The organism is Acidaminococcus sp. BV3L6 (genome assembly GCF_000468835.1).
GTDB classification, from domain to species: Bacteria; Bacillota; Negativicutes; order Acidaminococcales; family Acidaminococcaceae; genus Acidaminococcus; species Acidaminococcus intestini.
This window is the reverse complement of the sequence record NZ_AWUR01000007.1, coordinates 72,718-88,340: the sequence shown is the minus strand read 5'-3', so window position 1 is coordinate 88,340 and position 15,623 is coordinate 72,718. Positions and strand designations below refer to the sequence as shown.

At 50.7% G+C, this 15,623-nt stretch carries 16 protein-coding genes; 1 reads left to right on the top strand and 15 read right to left on the bottom strand.

What is annotated here, in order from left to right:
- Positions 1 to 632: 632 nt before the first annotated feature.
- From HMPREF1246_RS01550 to HMPREF1246_RS01535, 5 genes are all read right to left on the bottom strand, one after another.
- Positions 633 to 1,103, bottom strand: coding sequence for an LURP-one-related/scramblase family protein (locus tag HMPREF1246_RS01550; protein WP_021736462.1), 471 nt, complete (start codon positions 1,101 to 1,103; stop codon positions 633 to 635).
- Between the two features lie 19 nt (positions 1,104 to 1,122).
- Complete coding sequence (locus HMPREF1246_RS01545) at positions 1,123 to 1,884, bottom strand: HD domain-containing protein (protein ID WP_021736517.1); 762 nt, start codon at positions 1,882 to 1,884, stop codon at positions 1,123 to 1,125.
- Between the two features lie 113 nt (positions 1,885 to 1,997).
- Positions 1,998 to 2,846 (bottom strand): AEC family transporter, encoded by an 849-nt coding sequence (locus HMPREF1246_RS01540; RefSeq protein WP_231368196.1) that lies wholly within the window; start codon positions 2,844 to 2,846, stop codon positions 1,998 to 2,000.
- Complete coding sequence (locus tag HMPREF1246_RS10705) at positions 2,794 to 2,961, bottom strand: hypothetical protein (RefSeq protein WP_231368195.1); 168 nt, start codon at positions 2,959 to 2,961, stop codon at positions 2,794 to 2,796. The genes HMPREF1246_RS01540 and HMPREF1246_RS10705 overlap by 53 nt, the downstream gene beginning before the upstream one ends.
- Positions 2,962 to 2,996: 35 nt before the next feature.
- Positions 2,997 to 4,625, bottom strand: coding sequence for a malolactic enzyme (locus HMPREF1246_RS01535; protein ID WP_009016339.1), 1,629 nt, complete (start codon positions 4,623 to 4,625; stop codon positions 2,997 to 2,999).
- A gap of 360 nt (positions 4,626 to 4,985) precedes the next feature.
- On the opposite strand from HMPREF1246_RS01535, the gene HMPREF1246_RS01530 reads away from it, so the two are divergent.
- Positions 4,986 to 5,879 carry a LysR family transcriptional regulator gene (locus HMPREF1246_RS01530; protein ID WP_021736461.1) on the top strand — a complete coding sequence of 298 codons (894 nt, stop codon included), beginning with the start codon at positions 4,986 to 4,988 and terminating at the stop codon, positions 5,877 to 5,879.
- Positions 5,880 to 5,988: 109 nt separating this feature from the next.
- Here HMPREF1246_RS01530 and HMPREF1246_RS01525 read toward each other — a convergent pair whose 3' ends face one another.
- From HMPREF1246_RS01525 to tpiA, 10 genes are all read right to left on the bottom strand, one after another.
- Positions 5,989 to 6,351, bottom strand: coding sequence for a helix-turn-helix transcriptional regulator (locus HMPREF1246_RS01525; protein WP_009016341.1), 363 nt, complete (start codon positions 6,349 to 6,351; stop codon positions 5,989 to 5,991).
- A 32-nt stretch (positions 6,352 to 6,383) separates the two neighbouring features.
- The gene (locus HMPREF1246_RS01520; protein WP_014128667.1) at positions 6,384 to 6,749 is read right to left on the bottom strand and encodes a VOC family protein; all 366 of its coding nucleotides are present in this window, start codon (positions 6,747 to 6,749) and stop codon (positions 6,384 to 6,386) included.
- A gap of 12 nt (positions 6,750 to 6,761) precedes the next feature.
- A complete protein-coding gene (locus HMPREF1246_RS01515; RefSeq protein WP_009016343.1) occupies positions 6,762 to 7,688 on the bottom strand; it encodes a DMT family transporter in 927 nt (308 codons plus the stop codon).
- A 15-nt stretch (positions 7,689 to 7,703) separates the two neighbouring features.
- Positions 7,704 to 8,621 carry a UDP-N-acetylmuramate dehydrogenase gene (gene murB / locus HMPREF1246_RS01510; protein ID WP_021736476.1) on the bottom strand — a complete coding sequence of 306 codons (918 nt, stop codon included), beginning with the start codon at positions 8,619 to 8,621 and terminating at the stop codon, positions 7,704 to 7,706.
- The gene (locus HMPREF1246_RS01505) at positions 8,618 to 8,953 is read right to left on the bottom strand and encodes a YlbF family regulator (RefSeq protein WP_009015809.1); all 336 of its coding nucleotides are present in this window, start codon (positions 8,951 to 8,953) and stop codon (positions 8,618 to 8,620) included. Before HMPREF1246_RS01505 ends, murB begins: the two co-directional genes overlap by 4 nt.
- A gap of 125 nt (positions 8,954 to 9,078) precedes the next feature.
- Positions 9,079 to 9,456 (bottom strand): metal-dependent transcriptional regulator, encoded by a 378-nt coding sequence (locus tag HMPREF1246_RS01500; protein ID WP_009015810.1) that lies wholly within the window; start codon positions 9,454 to 9,456, stop codon positions 9,079 to 9,081.
- Between the two features lie 171 nt (positions 9,457 to 9,627).
- Positions 9,628 to 11,457, bottom strand: coding sequence for a glutamine--fructose-6-phosphate transaminase (isomerizing) (gene glmS / locus HMPREF1246_RS01495; protein ID WP_014128670.1), 1,830 nt, complete (start codon positions 11,455 to 11,457; stop codon positions 9,628 to 9,630).
- A gap of 495 nt (positions 11,458 to 11,952) precedes the next feature.
- Entirely contained in the window at positions 11,953 to 13,236 is a 1,284-nt protein-coding gene (gene eno, locus HMPREF1246_RS01490; RefSeq protein WP_009015812.1) for a phosphopyruvate hydratase, read from the bottom strand.
- A gap of 28 nt (positions 13,237 to 13,264) precedes the next feature.
- On the bottom strand, positions 13,265 to 14,797 hold the full coding sequence (gene gpmI / locus HMPREF1246_RS01485) for a 2,3-bisphosphoglycerate-independent phosphoglycerate mutase (RefSeq protein WP_009015813.1): 1,533 nt from the start codon (positions 14,795 to 14,797) through the stop codon (positions 13,265 to 13,267).
- Positions 14,798 to 14,805: 8 nt separating this feature from the next.
- A complete protein-coding gene (gene tpiA / locus HMPREF1246_RS10700) occupies positions 14,806 to 15,495 on the bottom strand; it encodes a triose-phosphate isomerase (RefSeq protein ID WP_231368200.1) in 690 nt (229 codons plus the stop codon).
- Positions 15,496 to 15,623 lie beyond the last annotated feature (128 nt).

The window sequence follows — 15,623 nt, the reverse complement described above, 5'->3', positions numbered from 1 at the left end:
AATATGGAAAAATAAGGAAAAGCCTTAACCCGATTTTGCGAATTGATTCGGGTTAAGGCTTGATTTATATGCGGTTAGGTAGGGTTGATACAGAGCCTTGGAGCTAAAGAAACGAAGGAAAAAATTAACACCAGCACCACAAAATCCTTGATCGTAGAAAATCGTTTTGTCCCTAAAAGCCAAAACGAGCAATCTCAAAGGAGAAAGCAACCTGACAGCTCTTTTTGCCTTAGAACTCGATGCTTCGCCGTCTCTAAGGCGTAAAGAAGAAGACAGAAGACCTGAGATCAAAAGATTTGATTGCCTCATTTATCGTGGAACTTTCAGCGACTTTTTAAGCGTCCGATCATAATCTCACACTTTTTTATGCCAAGACACAGGGAGCTTACGAAGCAATCGGCGATGGATGTATCGCCTTTTCAAGTCAGATCAACTCTACGAGTCAAATTCAAAGAAAAAAGACCGTGAGAAAAAGACTTCCGGCTTGTTGCGATTGTGCGGCCCCCAAGGGATGCTTTTCCCCAGCAAAAAGCCTCAAGCCTCATTTGGTCGCATGCCCAGCTTGCCGCTTTTCGCTTGCTTACTTAAATGCAAATGGCAATGAGCCGACAGCTAGGCTCACTCTTCTCCCTCTAGTCCCTGCTGCATTTTTCGGCGTCCACGGCAAGGACAAACATAAGGACGTAGAGGGCGTCAGCAGGATCTGCTACATCAAGAACATAGGTATCGGTAAGATTGAGAAGCTCTTTACTAATGCTCGCAATGCGATTTCTGTTCCTATCGCGAATGGTGTAGTCCCATTCGAAGATATTGCCTTTTGCTTTCCAGCCCAAAAAGTCGAGGGAATAACTTGGTGAAAAGAGGCTGATGTTCTTTTTGACGCTGCCCAAGTGGCGGCCGTCTGCAGAAAGTTCAAATTTAGGAAGGAGTGTGACAATCTTTTCCTTGACTTTACCCACTTCCCTTCCAAAGGCGTCGTAAATCTTGAGGCAGTGACCCCAGGATAGCTGGCCCTTTACAACAAAAAGGTTGTCCCCGTTTTCGTTATAGATATCATAGCTATCGAGCCAGGAAAAGATGCGCTGACGGAACAGTAGTTTCATGGGGTTCTCCTTTTAATCATCAGATTGTATGTACAAGTTCACGGATTTCATCAAGTTTTTGTTCGGTCTCGGAATTTTGGGAATGAAAGTCCAGAAGCTTGGCATAGTTTCCTTCCTCCCAGGCAATCTTCCGGCTGATGGAAAAGTTCAAGTCAAAATAAAAGCACAGGGCACCAACGTAAAAGTCCATAAAGGTTGCTTTGCTTTGCGTTTTGACAAGGCGTCTTGCCCTCGCCTGATCCATGACGGAGTCAGAGATAGACTGCCTTTCAAGGTCCGACCAGTCGACGTTCCAGACGTTGATGTTCTTTTCCCTGTACATGACGTAGACGCGAAAGATATCAAGCTTGTCGGCGTCCCGGATGAGGCGGGCAAAATGAAGTTCCCGCTTGGATAAATCCCCTCTTACTTCATAGACGTTATGTTCCCCAATGGCAGCCCGGATGACGTCATTTTCCTCAGAGGACGCAATAAAATCCTTGATATGGCCTTCCTCAAAAAGAACATGGACGCCGTATTTCGCATGATCCATGGAACGATAATCGAAAAATGTCTGGTAGCGCCGCAGCTGCTCAAAGCGGCCAATATCATGGAGGATACCAATGAGCCAGGCCAAATCAATCTCCTCCTTTTCCATGGAAAGGCTTTGGGCAATCCGTTCAGAAAGGGCTGCCACGCGCAGGGAATGGGCATATTTAAGGTTCACTCCCGGCCCCATGCCACAAAACCCATCCACATAGGATTTAAAGGTGTCCAGGATGTTTTTTCGTAAGATTTCCATCGTCATACTCCTATTAGATTGGGGCACACCCCTACCCCGTAGTATACCTGTTTTGCTGAATTTGAGCAAAAAAGAACCCCCAAAGCAGTTAGGGCTCTGGGGGAATGGCGTAATCAGCCGGGAAGGTGATCAATGATGAGCATCATGACGGGCGCCACGCCGGCAAAAAGGAGGGTACTAAAGGCAACGAGACTGGTTGCATAATGAACGTCGCCTTTCCCTTCATGGGCAAGGACGGGCAGGACCGTAAGCGCGGGAACGGCGGACTGCATGATAAAGGTGCCTTTTTCTGTCGCTTCAAGGGTCACGCCGCCCTGTGCGGCAGCCATCAGGACAAGGATCATGGCAAAGGGTGCAACGGCAAACTTTCCCACAAGGGCAAGGGCTGTATCCCGATCCATCCGCAGGGAAGCAAGGCCTGCATGATAAAGGACGATGCCGATATAAAGAAGCGCCAAGGGCGTCACAAGACTGCCCAGATACTGGGTGGTCGTCAGCACCGCAGCAGGTATCCCAACATTCCCAAGGATGAGCAAAAGGGCTGCAAAAAACGCCAATAGCGGCGGAGATAGGACCTGTTTCAAGGCGCTTTTAGGATTTCTCTCCTGAAGGCTTCCTGACTCAGTGGGGTCTCCTGTAATGAGGAAGGAGCCAAAGGCCCATGTCCATAAGGTGTTAAGGACGTAATACGCAAGAAAAGCGCTTTCCCCTTGAGGGCCAAATAAAGCAAGGTTCAGGGGCATACCAATGAAAATGGTGTTGGCATTAGCAAAGGTATTGATGAAGGTGCCCCGCCTGCCATGCCGCACCTTAAAGAGCCGGCACAAAAGGAATCCCACCGCGTAACTGAGGAGGATCGCAACTGTGCCGAGCACCAGCCCGCCGCCAAAAGAAGCCAGGTTTGAGGCGTCAAGCATACGGATGACGGAGGTAAAGATGGATGCGGGCAGGGCAATCTTCATGATCAGCCTTGAAAGCTCCGACGAAAAGGGGGGGGCTGAACCAATGAGCGCCTTGGAGCATGCAGCCAATCCCGATGATGGCAAAGATGGGGAATATACTTAGTAGGACTTCCATGAAAATTTGCAGCATTTTCCCCACCTCTTTTCTGATTATTTATATTGCGGTTCCCATTTATAGGCCTTAATGCACGCGTCAGGATCATTGACTTCATTCCGGTTGAGGCCTTCCTTTTTAGCTTCCGCCGCCACAGCGGCCGCCACGGTTTCAGAAAAACGGTCCAATTGGGTCACCGGCGGAAGGACGGCTGCACCCGGTTTGGTCGGATCGACAATGCCGCCAATGGAATGGGCTGCAACAGAAATCATGCGGTCTGTCAAAAGCTTTGCCCCGGACGCAATGACGCCAAGACCAAGGCCCGGATAGATGAGGGCGTTATTAGCCTGCCCGATTTCGTACGTCACGCCCTTATATTCCACCGGCTTGGAAGGAATCCCCGTAGCGACAAGGGCACGGCCTTCGGTCCAGGCAATGAGGTCACTGGCCCTAGCTTCGGCAAGTTCCGTCGGGTTGCTAAGCGGAAAGATGATGGGCCGCTTCGTATGGGAAGCCATTTCCTTGACAATCGTTTCTGTAAAGGCCCCTGATTGTGTCGATGTCCCAACAAGGATAGTCGGATGAATGACTTTTACTGCGGCTTCTAAGGTCGTCAGATGAGACGCATCGGCAAATTCACTGCGTTTCCGGGCAAAGGGCTTTTGCTCTGGTGTCAGGTCATCCATATCTTCAAAAAGCAGGCCCTGCCGATCAACAAGGTAGAATTTCTGACGGGCTTCCTTTTCCGTAAGACCCTGGTCGAGCATTTCCTGGTAAATCCGATGGGCAATGCCGCAGCCGGCCGTCCCAGCGCCAAAGCACAGATAGGTCTGGTCCTTGAGGGCCTCACCGGAAATCCGGAGGGCGCCCAAGATACCGGCAAGGGAAATAATGCCGGTTCCTTCAATGTCGTCATTAAAGACGGGATAGCGATCCACATATCGGTTCAGGATCTTGGCAGCATGTGACCGTCCAAAATCTTCAAAGTGCAGATAAAGGTGCGGGAACATCCCTTCCACAAGGGCAACAAAGCGATCAACAAAATCATCATAGGCGGTGCCGGTGACGCGTTTTTCGTGAAGTCCTAGGTAGAGTGGATCTTGAAGGAGGCTTTCCCGATTGGTTCCGGCATCGAGGACGACGGGCAGGACGCGGGCTGGATCAAGACCGGCCGCGGCTGTATAGACCATGAGCTTTCCCACGGAAATACTCACGCCATTGGTGCCCCAGTCCCCAATACCGAGGATGGCTTCCGCGTCCGTGACGACAATAAGGTCAATGTCACGGCCTTCCGCGGCATTTCGGATTGCCGTTTCCATCTGTTCTGGATGGACAATGGAAAGATAGGCCGCGTTTTGCGGCGTTACAAAAAATTCACTGTATCCGCGGATGCTTTCAGCAATGCCCGGATCATAGACAATGGGCATGAATTCCGCAATATGCTCTTTAAAGACACGGAAGAACAAGGTCCGATTACGGCTGAATATATTCATCAGATAATGCCGTTTTTCCGTCACATTCGGCTTTTTTTCGACATTGGCATACACCTGACTAGCCTGTTCTTCCAGGGACTGGACGGTTGGAGGGAGGATACCTACCAGCCCGTACTGCTCGCGTTCGGTTTCTGTAAAGGCCGTTCCTTTGTTAAGAAATGGATCGTTTAATAAGGCATATCCTTTTTTCATGTTATCCTCTCCTTTTCCGTTTCCCTTCTCTTTTAAACTACTTCAATAAAGAAAATGACCCATACCAAAACTCATATACGGGAAAGTAAGTCCAAAGCGGGCCTATCTTCCAAGAGCTTCCGCCATGAGGGAAAACGCCTTTCAGGATGTTTCCCTCATGGCGGAAGCTCTTCCCTTATGGGGATGAGATCCTTTCCTTATTTTTATATTATATCAAAAGAAACTTTTTTGATGAAGTCTCATTCTGACACCTCTTCTCTTTCAAATTGACATATCCTCTAGCTTTCAATCTATGATATAGTTGGAAGTAGTCTGATCACAATCAGATTCGCTTTATTGACCGATCAGGAGGAAAGCCCTATGGTGACTTATGATTATTACCGCATCTTCTATTACGCCGCCCTTTTCAAAAGTTTTTCCAAAGCGGCGGAAGTCCTTACCAGCAATCAACCCAATATTGCCCGAACCATTACCCGCCTGGAAAGTGAACTGAGCTGCAAACTCTTCATCCGCTCCCATCGCGGGGTCACACTGACGCCAGAAGGAGAAGCCCTCTTCAAGCATGTAGCCATTGCCTGTGAACAGCTTGACCTGGGAAGAGAAGTCATTTCTGAAATGCGAGGACTCAAGACGGGCATCGTTTCCATCGGAGCCAGTGAAACGGCCCTGCGCCTTTTTCTCTTGGACCGCATCGTATCATTCCACAGGGCCTATCCCGGTGTCCATCTCAAGATCCGCAACAGCCAAACTCCGGATACCCTTGAAGCCCTTGAGTGCGGACAAGTGGAAATGGCGATCATTTCCGCCCCTTTCAAGATTGGGAAGGAATACCACGATGAGACCATCTATCAGTTTGAGGATATCCTGATTGCAAGCGCTGAGGCGCTGCCGGTTGTAAAGAACATTCATTCCCTCAAGGATCTTGCCGCGCTCCCCCTCATTTCTCTGCCAAGAAACAGCAGCAGCTATGAATTTTATGTGTCCTATTTCTTTAAAGAGCAGCTGAAATACCAACCCATGATTGAAACAGAAACGGCCGACCAGGTTCTGTCCCTTGTGGAACATAATCTGGGCGTTGGCTTTTTCCCGGCCTCTGCGGCGCAGGAATTCATTGATGCCGGCCGGATTGTCAAGGTTCCGCTTGACCTATCCCCCATCCTGCGTGAAACGCATCTTGTCTATCACCCGCAACGGGTTCGGGGTCTTGCCGCCTTAAAAGCCATCGAATTCATCACAAACCCGGCCACCTTTTAAAAGCCGTGGGAAAGGGAAAAATCCTCGCGGTTTTCTCGTTTTCCCAATTTAAAAAGCAGCCCACACCAGGATGATCTGGCAATGGGCTGTTTCTTTTTTCGTAAAGGGCTCACTTTTTTTCACGGGGACAAGAAATATCGACGAGCATTTCAATCATATGGTGAAGAAGACGGGAAGCCTCTCCGTCTGCCGCCGTATAATACATTTCCTTACCGACGCGACGGCTTTTGATGAGCCCCTGCGCTTTAAGGACTTTTAAATGATGGGAAAGGGCCGGACTGCTCATTCCCATCAGGGCAGACAGGTTGATGACACATTCTTCATAGTGGCAAAGAAGCCAAAAGAGTTTCAGCCTTTTGGGATCCGACACACTGTGAAAGATTTCCGATACAGCGGAAAAGTCGCCGTCCTTGGGCATATCTTCAAGAACATAGCTTGGGTTCTTCCCATGCTGATGCGGCAGTTGGACCATCAGCATCGCTCCTTTCGATGTTCACACATAAATCAGCGGTTGTTGGGGATGATTTCTAGCCAATAATGGTCGGGGTCTTCGATAAAATAGATGCCCATCTGCGGGTTTTCGAAACAGATGCAGCCCATTTCCTCATGTTTCTTGTGGAAGGCTTCAAAATCATCCACGCCAAAGGCGAGATGGAATTCATTATCTCCCAGATTATAGGGTTCTTTGCGGTCCTTGAGATACGTCAGTTCCAATTCATGGCTCGTTTGTCCATCTGTCAGGTAAACAAGGATGAAGCCCGGCGTTTCAAGGCGGCGTTTTTCCGTAAGACCCAGGGCCTCCTTGTAAAAAGCAAGGCTCTTATCAAGATCAAGGACGTTAAAGTTATTATGCAGAAATTTTGCTTTCATGGAAGTCACTCCTTATTTTGCCTTCAATTTAGGATAGAGGTTCGTCAGGGAACCAATAAGAATCAGCCCTACGCCAACAAGCATATTGGGCATCACAGTTTCCCCTAGGAACATGGCAGCAAAGAAAGTCGCAAGAATCGGTTTGATGAAAAAGGCCAAAGAAGCCGTCAAGGGATTCGTCAGCTCGATGGCCATAAAATACGAAGCGTAACCTGCCCCAGTGACAGCAAAGGCAATATAGCAAAGGGCAGGAAGGTGTGACGGAGTAAGCGTTTCAAGAAGCGGGACGTCAGCAAAGACGGAAAGACCGGCAGAAGTCAATAGATGGCCTATAGGCGCGGTACGTCCCAAAAGGACAAGGACAAGCAGTTCTGCCGCGCCAAAGATAAAGGAATAGCTCGTTACCGTCACTCCGCCCAGTCGCTGGCAGGCCGGCCGCCCCATTACGCTGTAGAGGCCAAAGGTGACAGCGGCGAGCATGATGAGGATGACGCTGAGATAAGTCCCACGAAAGTGAAAGGGATTGACGATGGAAAGGATACCCACGGCACTGAGGACAAGGGATGATATGACATAGCGGTCAATGGTCTCGTGGAGAAGAAAATGGGCCCACACGGCCACAAAAATAGGGTTGCAGCTAAAAAGGACCCCGCTGACAGCGGCTTTTCCATAAACCACGGCCAGCTGATAAAAGATCATACTCACAAAAACACCAATAAAGCCGGCTTTGGCAAAGAAAAGGTAATCCTTTTTGGTAAGCACGGCACCGTGCGTTTTTAGGGCTGCCCGGGCAAGGGGCAGGAGCATGAAGCCGCCAATGAAAAAGCGCAGCACGGTGATTTGGATGGGATGGAAAAGGCTGCCAAAAAATTTCAGGGCCGTCTCCATAGTTCCAAACAAAAAAGCCGTGGTAAGGATGAAGAGATATCCTTTGTTCACGATGGCCTCCCCTTTCTATACGTCTTCGCCGATGATCATGACTTCCGGTTCGAGGCGGACGCCGCTTTTGGCAAAGACCTTGTCCTCTATGGATCTCATGAGCAGCAAGGTATCGCGGGCCGTTGCCTTCCCGCAATTGATGACAAAGCCAGCGTGCTTTGGGGAAACCATGGCATCCCCCACACGCATACCCTTGAGTCCTGCCTCGTCGATAAGGGCCGCTGCATAGTGTCCAAAGGGCCTTTTGAAGGTGCTACCGGCACTGGGGTAGTCAAGAGGCTGTTTGGTACGGCGCCGCCGGGAAAAGTCCGCCATCTTCGCTTCAATGATCTGCTGCTCTTCTGGCTTTAGGACAAAGGAAACGGACAGGACGACTAGATCCTGATCCTGCAGCGCACTATGACGGTAGGAGAAATCAAGGTCCTTTTGGGTAAGCCTTACGATTTCCCCGGTTCCATTGAGAGCCGTCACGCTTTTGACGACATGCCCCATATCACCATCATAGGCGCCGGCATTCATGATGACGGCACCGCCGAGACTGCCGGGGATGCCAACAGCAAATTCAAGGCCAGAAAGGCCTGATTCCGCGGCAAAGCGGGCGGCTTGGGCAAGGGATACGCCGGCACCGGCTTCCATCGTGACGCCGCAGGCAGACAGTCCGTTCAAGTGATTGCCGAGCTTGATGACAAGACCCCGAATCCCGCCATCCCGGACAAGGAGATTGGAGCCGTTTCCCAAGATAAAGGTCGGAACAGCGTATTTTTTTGCTTCCTTGAGGAGCCCTTGGAGCTCGTCCACGCTTTCCGGCGCCACCAACAAATCGGCAGGGCCGCCAATGTGAAAGGAAGTATACTGGGCCATGGGGACCTTTTCCCCATAGCGATTTGGGAAGTGTTCCCGTACATAGGCTAGGAGCGCTTCGATGTTCATCATTCCACGGCTTCCTTAATGGTATCCCCCAAAGTCTTGGACAGATCCCCGATCATCATCTGAAACCGGATATAGTTTTGGATATACTCATTGGCTACAGGGTTCAGCTGAAGGACTTCATAAAGTTTCTGCATCTTTTTCACCGCTTCTTCGTCCGGTTTCTTGCCCTGGTACTGGAGCAGTTCAAGTTGGGACTTTTGCTGCAGGAAATCCTTGACCATGGCTTCTGCGTCTTTATCGGCGGATAGTTTCTTTTTGGCTTCCTGGATCTTGGTGAATTCGTGGGTTTCTTTGATGCCTTCACAAAGTTTATTCATTTCATCGTATACGTTCATGGATGATTCCTTCCTACTATATGCTCATCTTATCATTTTATCATAGTTTTCAGCCGCTTCCAATAACAGGAAAGGCACGCAAAAAATCGGCCCGGACTTCATATCCTGACCGATCTTGCTGATTCTTATCTTTTTTGAAGAAGCCTTGCGTATTCCTTTTTGAGGACGGCGAAGGTCTCATCACTGATATCATGCTCCATCTTACAGGCGTCCTCGGTCGCGTGTTTTTCAGAAACACCGAGTGCCATCAGGACATGGGAGATGACTTGATGCCGTTCATAAATCTTTTCGGCAATATCCCGACCTTCTTCCGTCAGATTGATGAAGCCTTGATCGTCCATGGAGACCAGCCCATCTTCGCGGTACTTTTTCATGGCAACGCTGATGGTGGGTTTGGAAAACCCCATTTCATTGGCAATATCGATGGAGCGCACAAGACCGAGGCGATTTTTGAGGACCAGGATGGTCTCCAGGTACATTTCACCTGATTCGTGTAATTCCATAAGCTTTCACCTTTTTTCGGCCGCATTTACGGCATTTAATAATCATATGTACCTTATTTTACTACAAATCCTCAAGGGATGCAAACAAGTAGAGATTCCTGCTATGAAGATAGGGCAACAGCATCGAAAAAAGAAGCTGCGAGGTTGTCGCAGCTTCTTTCAGTCAAGGCATCATTCAACTGTAACGGATTTTGCCAAATTTCTCGGTTTATCCACATCGCATCCACGGGCAAGAGCTGCATAGTAAGCAAGGAGCTGCAGGGGGATGACGGCGAGGATCGGCGCCAGTTCCTGATCTGCTCTTGGGATGGTAATCACGCTGTTGGCGTGCTTTGCCAGCTCCGTGTCACCATCCATGCCAATGCCGATGACGATAGCACCGCGGCTCTTGACTTCCTGCAGGTTGCTGATGGTCTTTTCGTAGACATGCGCCTGGGTAGCAAGAACAATAACAGGTACCCCCTCTTCAATCAGGGCAAGGGTCCCGTGCTTTAGTTCACCTGCCGCATAGGCTTCTGCATGGATATAGGAAATCTCCTTGAGTTTCAGGGCGCCTTCAAGGGCGACGGCATAATCAAGGGAGCGGCCCAAGAAGAACGCGTCTTCACAGTTGCCATAGTTAGTGGCAAAAACCTTGATGGGATCCACGTGATCCAAGATCACATGCATCTGTTCCGGAATGGTCCGTACCCCATCGATGAGTTCTTTGATGCGTTCCGGCGTCAAAGTTCCCGTAAGCTGGGAAATATACAGGGAAAGGAGCAGCATGACAATAAGCTGCGTCGTATAGGCTTTCGTTGAAGCCACGGCGATTTCCGGACCGGCATAGGTATAGACGACCTGATCTGCTTCGCGGGCAATAGAAGAACCTACTACGTTCGTAACGGCCATGGTCTTGGCCCCGCGCCGTTTGGCTTCTTTGAGGGCTTCCAGAGTATCGCTGGTTTCACCGGACTGACTGACGACAATGAGCAGGCAGTCTTCCCCGATGATAGGGTCACGATAGCGGAACTCGCTGGCAATGTCGACTTCCACAGGAATGCGAGCCATCTTTTCGATGTAGTACTTACCGACCAGACCGGCGTGATAAGCCGTTCCGCAGGCGACGATGAAGATTTTCTTAAACTTCTTGAATTCTTCCGGCGTCCAGGAAAGTTCCGGCAGGACAATCTTTGTTCCATCTTCGCTGATGCGGCCCCGCAGGGTATCCTGGACAGATTTGGGCTGTTCATAGATTTCCTTCAGCATGAAGTGCTCAAACCCGCCCTTTTCTGCAGCTTCGGCGTCCCAAGTAACACGGAAGACCTTTTTATCAATAGGGTGACCTTCAAGATCCTTGACAACCACGCTGTCAGCTTTGACGATAGCCATTTCCCCATCGGAGAGGATATACGTATCCCGCGTCTTGCTGATGATGGCCGGAATATCGGAGGCAATATAGTTTTCCCCTTTACCAAGGCCAATAACAAGGGGATTGTTCTTTTTGGCACAGATAATCTCGTCCGGTTCCTTGGCGCACAGGAAGACCAAGGAGTAGGAACCTTGGATGATATGAAGGACCTTGCGCACGGTCTCTTCAAAGTTGCCATTATACTGGTCCGCCATAAGATGGGCGACCACTTCTGTGTCAGTTTCGGATTTGAATTGATGGCCCTTCTTCAAAAGATCCAGTTTGAGGGGCATGTAATTTTCGATGATGCCATTATGGACAACCGCAAATTCACCGCTGTCATCCGTATGGGGATGGGCATTGACGTCGGACGGTTTTCCGTGAGTGGCCCAGCGCGTATGGCCAATGCCGACCACTCCTTCCGGTTCATGGCCGATGAGTTTTTGACGCAGGGCATCAAGACGGCCCACACATTTTTCCACATCGATCTTACCGTCATGATAAACGGCGATACCGCTGGAATCATACCCGCGATATTCCAATTTACTCAGTCCATCAATCAAAAACGGGGCAGCCTGATGGCGCCCAATATATCCAACAATTCCGCACATAGCTTGTGCCTCCTCATGAAGTGATTTGCCGTCTGCCCCAGACTCTCTGTTCTTCCCGTTACCGGAAAGGTTTGTCATCTGTTTACGGTTGCAGCACACCGAGAGGTATCCGCTGACGGTTCGATAAGCCTCTTCCTCGTCTGCCTATCAGGATAGGCACTTGCGCTCTAGGCCTTGCAATCCCTTTAAAGGGCCCTCCCTGCCCTTTTGGTGTCCCGGCTCGGCACGCAGGAACACTTGTTGCTTTAGCTCCCTAATCATACTATGTTTGGGGTGGGACGTCAAGCGTCCCTTTTCCTATAACTCAGCCCGAAAATCGAACTGAATTGATGCAGAATGCGAAGCCGGAGCCAAACCGCCTCCCCATCACTCGTAGGCACCGAATTGATTTTTCGACCGAAGACCCATCAAAAAGGGTTCCTCATTTTACGTAAACCAAGAGGCAGTGAAGATGAATTCTCATCTTCACTGCCTCTTGCTGTTTCAAGTCCCGTTCTATTTCAGATTATAGAATACGGCTTTGCCGTTATACTGAGCTGCCGCACCAAGGTCTTCCTCAATGCGCAGGAGCTGGTTATATTTAGCGACACGGTCCGTACGGCACGGAGCCCCGGACTTGATCTGACCGGCGTTGGTGCCAACAACGACATCAGCAATGGTCGTATCTTCCGTTTCCCCGCTGCGGTGGGAAACAATGGCCGTATAGCCAGCGCGTTTTGCCATTTCAATGGCGGAAAGGGTTTCTGTCAAGGTCCCAATCTGGTTCAGTTTGATCAGAATGGCGTTAGCTACCCCCATTTCAATCCCTTTGGCAAGGCGTTCCACATTCGTGACAAAAAGGTCATCGCCCACGATCTGGACTTTCTTGCCCAGGCGATCCGTAAGAAGCTTCCAGCCATCCCAATCATCTTCACCAAGGCCATCTTCGATGGAGATGATGGGGTATTTTTCGCAAAGGGCTTCATACCAGTCAACCATCTCAGCGCTGGTCTTTGCCACACCTTCTCCTTTGAGGACGTATTTGCCATCTTCAAGAAGACCGGAAGCAGCCGTATCGATGGCAAGGACAACCTCCTTGCCCGGTTTGTAGCCGGCTTTTTTGATGGCGTCGACAATGACGGCAAGGGCTTCTTCGTTGCTGTCAAGGTTCGGGGCAAAACCGCCTTCATCACCCACAGCGGTTGCAAGGCCTTTTTCCTTAAGGACCGCTTTCAGGGCATGGTAGATTTCAGCGTTCATGCGCAGGGCTTCGGCAAAGTTCACGGCCCCAATCGGCATGACCATGAATTCCTGGATATCAACGTTGTTATCGGCATGGGCACCGCCATTAAGGATATTCATCATAGGAACAGGCAGTTCCTTGGCGTTGACACCGCCCAGGTATTGGTACAGGGGAAGGCCGGTGTCTTCGGCGGCTGCCTTGGCGCAGGCAAGGCTGACGCCCAGGATGGCATTGGCACCAAGTTTGCCTTTATTTTCGGTTCCATCAAGGCTCAGGAGCGCTTGGTCAATCTCGATTTGACGAGACGGTTCAAGGCCAATGAGGGCATCGCAGATGACGTCGTTGACGTTATCCACAGCCTTCAAGACGCCTTTACCGAGGTAACGGTTCTTATCCCCGTCACGCAGTTCCACGGCTTCATGAACACCTGTGGAAGCACCGCTCGGAACAGCAGCGCGGCCGATGATGCCGTTATCAAGGAGGACTTCCACTTCAACGGTGGGGTTGCCGCGGGAATCCAGGATTTCTCTTGCACAGATATTTTCAATAAGTCCCATTGTTATGCACCTCTTCTTTTTGCTGGGATCAGTCAGGATTTTTTACAAGCAGGCTGTGTCCTGTCATGGCTTCCGGTTTTTCAAGGCCCATGAGGGAAAGGAGGGTCGGCGCGATGTCCGACAGTCCGCCATCCATGACGGCCGTTCCCGCCTCGGCTCCAATGACCAGGAAAGGAACAGGGTTTGTCGTATGGGCCGTCATGGGCATGTGGCTTACAGGGTCCTCCATTTCTTCCAAGTTGCCATGGTCTGCCGTAATGCAGACGGCACCGCCTTTTTGAAGGATCTTGTCCACGAGGCCGCCGACACATTCATCTACGGCTTCCATTGCTGCTACGGCGGCTTTCATGACCCCCGTATGCCCCACCATGTCAGGGTTTGCAAAATTCAGTATGATGAGATCATAAAGGTCCTGATCCAATGCTTCCTGAAGTTTTTCCGTGACAATATAGGCACTCATCTCAGGCTGTAGGTCATAGGTCGCGACATGCGGCGACGGAACAAGGATGCGGTCTTCCCCAGGGAAAACTTCTTCCCGCCCACCATTGAAGAAAAACGTAACGTGGGCGTATTTTTCCGTTTCTGCAATATGTAGCTGGCGAAGGCCCTTTTTGGAAACCGTTTCTGCCAGCGTATCGGCAATATGTTCCGGTGGAAAAGCCACGGGAATGGGCAGCGTGGCATCATATTCCGTCATGGACGCCACCGTCACAGGAAGCTCCCCGTCGCGGCGCGTCACTTCCGTAAAGGAAGGATCGGCAAAGGCACGGGTGATTTCCCGAGCCCTGTCGGGACGGAAGTTAAAGCACACAAGGCTATCGCCAGAAGCAATGGATCCTTCTTTTCCCAAGATGGAAAAAGGTTCGACAAATTCGTCGGTTACGCCCCGCTCATAAGCGGCTTGGAGCCCTTCCAAGGCGGACGGCGCCGTAAGGCTCTCCGCCCCGGTCATGGCATCATAGGCTTTTTGGATCCGTTCCCAGCGTTTATCGCGGTCCATGGCATAATAGCGTCCGCTCACGGTAGCAATCTTTCCAATGCCAATCTCCTTGATAGCATCCTGAAGGGCTTTCAGGTACGTACCGGCACTTTGGGGCGGCGTATCTCGCCCGTCCAGGAAGGCATGGATATACACTTCGGAAAGGCCTTCTTTTTTCGCTAAGCGCAGCAGGCCCAGCAGATGATCCATATGGCTGTGGACGCCGCCATCACTCAAAAGTCCCATGACATGGAACTTATGGCCTGTTTCCTTGGCTTTGTTCATGGCTTCAAGAAGCACGGCATTTTGCTCAAAGGATCCATCTTTGATGGCCCGAGTGATGCGCGTCAGGTTTTGATAGATAACGCGTCCGGAACCAATGGTCAGATGACCCACTTCAGAGTTTCCCATCTGCCCAGTCGGCAGGCCAACAGCTTCACCGCTTGGCTGGAGCTTACCATGGGGATAGCGATGGAAATAGAAATCCAGATGGGGTGTTTGGGCTTTGGTCGCCGCGTTCGTAGATGAAGGCGGTGCAATCCCCCACCCATCAAGGATCATAAGTACAACAGGTTTCTTCATGATGCGCCTCAAAACGTATTGCAGATGGCGGCAAAGGATTCAGCCGAGAGGCTGGCCCCGCCAACAAGAACGCCATCAATACCAGGCTGATGGAAGGCATGCGCATTTTCGGCCGTTACGGAACCGCCATAAAGGACACGGACACGGCGGCTTGTTTCATGATTGAACCGTTCTTCAACGGCGCGGCGAATGATGGCACTGACAGCAAGAGCATCTTCTACGGATGCCGTCTTGCCCGTGCCAATGGCCCAGAGCGGTTCATAAGCAACGACGAGTCGGCGTGCCTCGTCGTCAGTCAAGACGGCAAGAACCGGTAGGAGCTGGCTTAAGATTGTACTTTCCGTACGGCCTTCCGTCCGTTCCTCTTCGTTCTCGCCAACGCAGAGAACAGGATCGAGACCATTTCGATAGCAGGCCTGGACCTTCTTGACCACAATCGCATCTGTATCCCCAAAGTAAGTTCTCCGTTCGGAATGGCCTACGATGGAATATTCGGAACCAATTTCGGCAATCATCGGGCCGGAAACTGCGCCAGTGAAAGCGCCTTGATCCATGTAGAACAGGTCCTGGGAACCATATCCCAGATGGGATCCTTCCACCGTTGCCGCTACAGATTCAAGAGCCGTAAAGGGCGGGAAAAGAACGATTTCACAATTTGCCTGTTCCGTGGTATGCATCAAGGTATGGGCCAATTCCATGGCCTCTTCCACGGTCTTATTACATTTCCAGTTTCCGGCCACCATAGGGTCCCGGAGATCATCCAAGGCAGCAACGCCAGGAAGCACCTTCCCTTCAAGATATTCAAGGGAAGCACCGCCGCCTGTCG

Bases quoted from the DNA above. Each gene is read 5' to 3' on its own strand.
- tpiA (WP_231368200.1), bottom strand. From the start codon at position 15,495: ATGGAATTGGCCCATACCTTGATGCATACCACGGAACAGGCAAATTGT.
- HMPREF1246_RS01545 (WP_021736517.1), bottom strand. From the start codon at position 1,884: ATGGAAATCTTACGAAAAAACATCCTGGACACCTTTAAATCCTATGTG.
- HMPREF1246_RS01535 (WP_009016339.1), bottom strand. From the start codon at position 4,625: ATGAAAAAAGGATATGCCTTATTAAACGATCCATTTCTTAACAAAGGA.
- murB (WP_021736476.1), bottom strand. From the start codon at position 8,621: ATGATGAACATCGAAGCGCTCCTAGCCTATGTACGGGAACACTTCCCA.
- glmS (WP_014128670.1), bottom strand. From the start codon at position 11,457: ATGTGCGGAATTGTTGGATATATTGGGCGCCATCAGGCTGCCCCGTTT.
- HMPREF1246_RS01525 (WP_009016341.1), bottom strand. From the start codon at position 6,351: ATGGTCCAACTGCCGCATCAGCATGGGAAGAACCCAAGCTATGTTCTT.
- HMPREF1246_RS01505 (WP_009015809.1), bottom strand. From the start codon at position 8,953: ATGAACGTATACGATGAAATGAATAAACTTTGTGAAGGCATCAAAGAA.
- HMPREF1246_RS10705 (WP_231368195.1), bottom strand. From the start codon at position 2,961: ATGGAAGTCCTACTAAGTATATTCCCCATCTTTGCCATCATCGGGATT.
- HMPREF1246_RS01550 (WP_021736462.1), bottom strand. From the start codon at position 1,103: ATGAAACTACTGTTCCGTCAGCGCATCTTTTCCTGGCTCGATAGCTAT.
- HMPREF1246_RS01520 (WP_014128667.1), bottom strand. From the start codon at position 6,749: ATGAAAGCAAAATTTCTGCATAATAACTTTAACGTCCTTGATCTTGAT.
- HMPREF1246_RS01540 (WP_231368196.1), bottom strand. From the start codon at position 2,846: ATGAAGATTGCCCTGCCCGCATCCATCTTTACCTCCGTCATCCGTATG.
- eno (WP_009015812.1), bottom strand. From the start codon at position 13,236: ATGGGACTTATTGAAAATATCTGTGCAAGAGAAATCCTGGATTCCCGC.
- HMPREF1246_RS01530 (WP_021736461.1), top strand. From the start codon at position 4,986: ATGGTGACTTATGATTATTACCGCATCTTCTATTACGCCGCCCTTTTC.
- HMPREF1246_RS01500 (WP_009015810.1), bottom strand. From the start codon at position 9,456: ATGGAATTACACGAATCAGGTGAAATGTACCTGGAGACCATCCTGGTC.
- gpmI (WP_009015813.1), bottom strand. From the start codon at position 14,797: ATGAAGAAACCTGTTGTACTTATGATCCTTGATGGGTGGGGGATTGCA.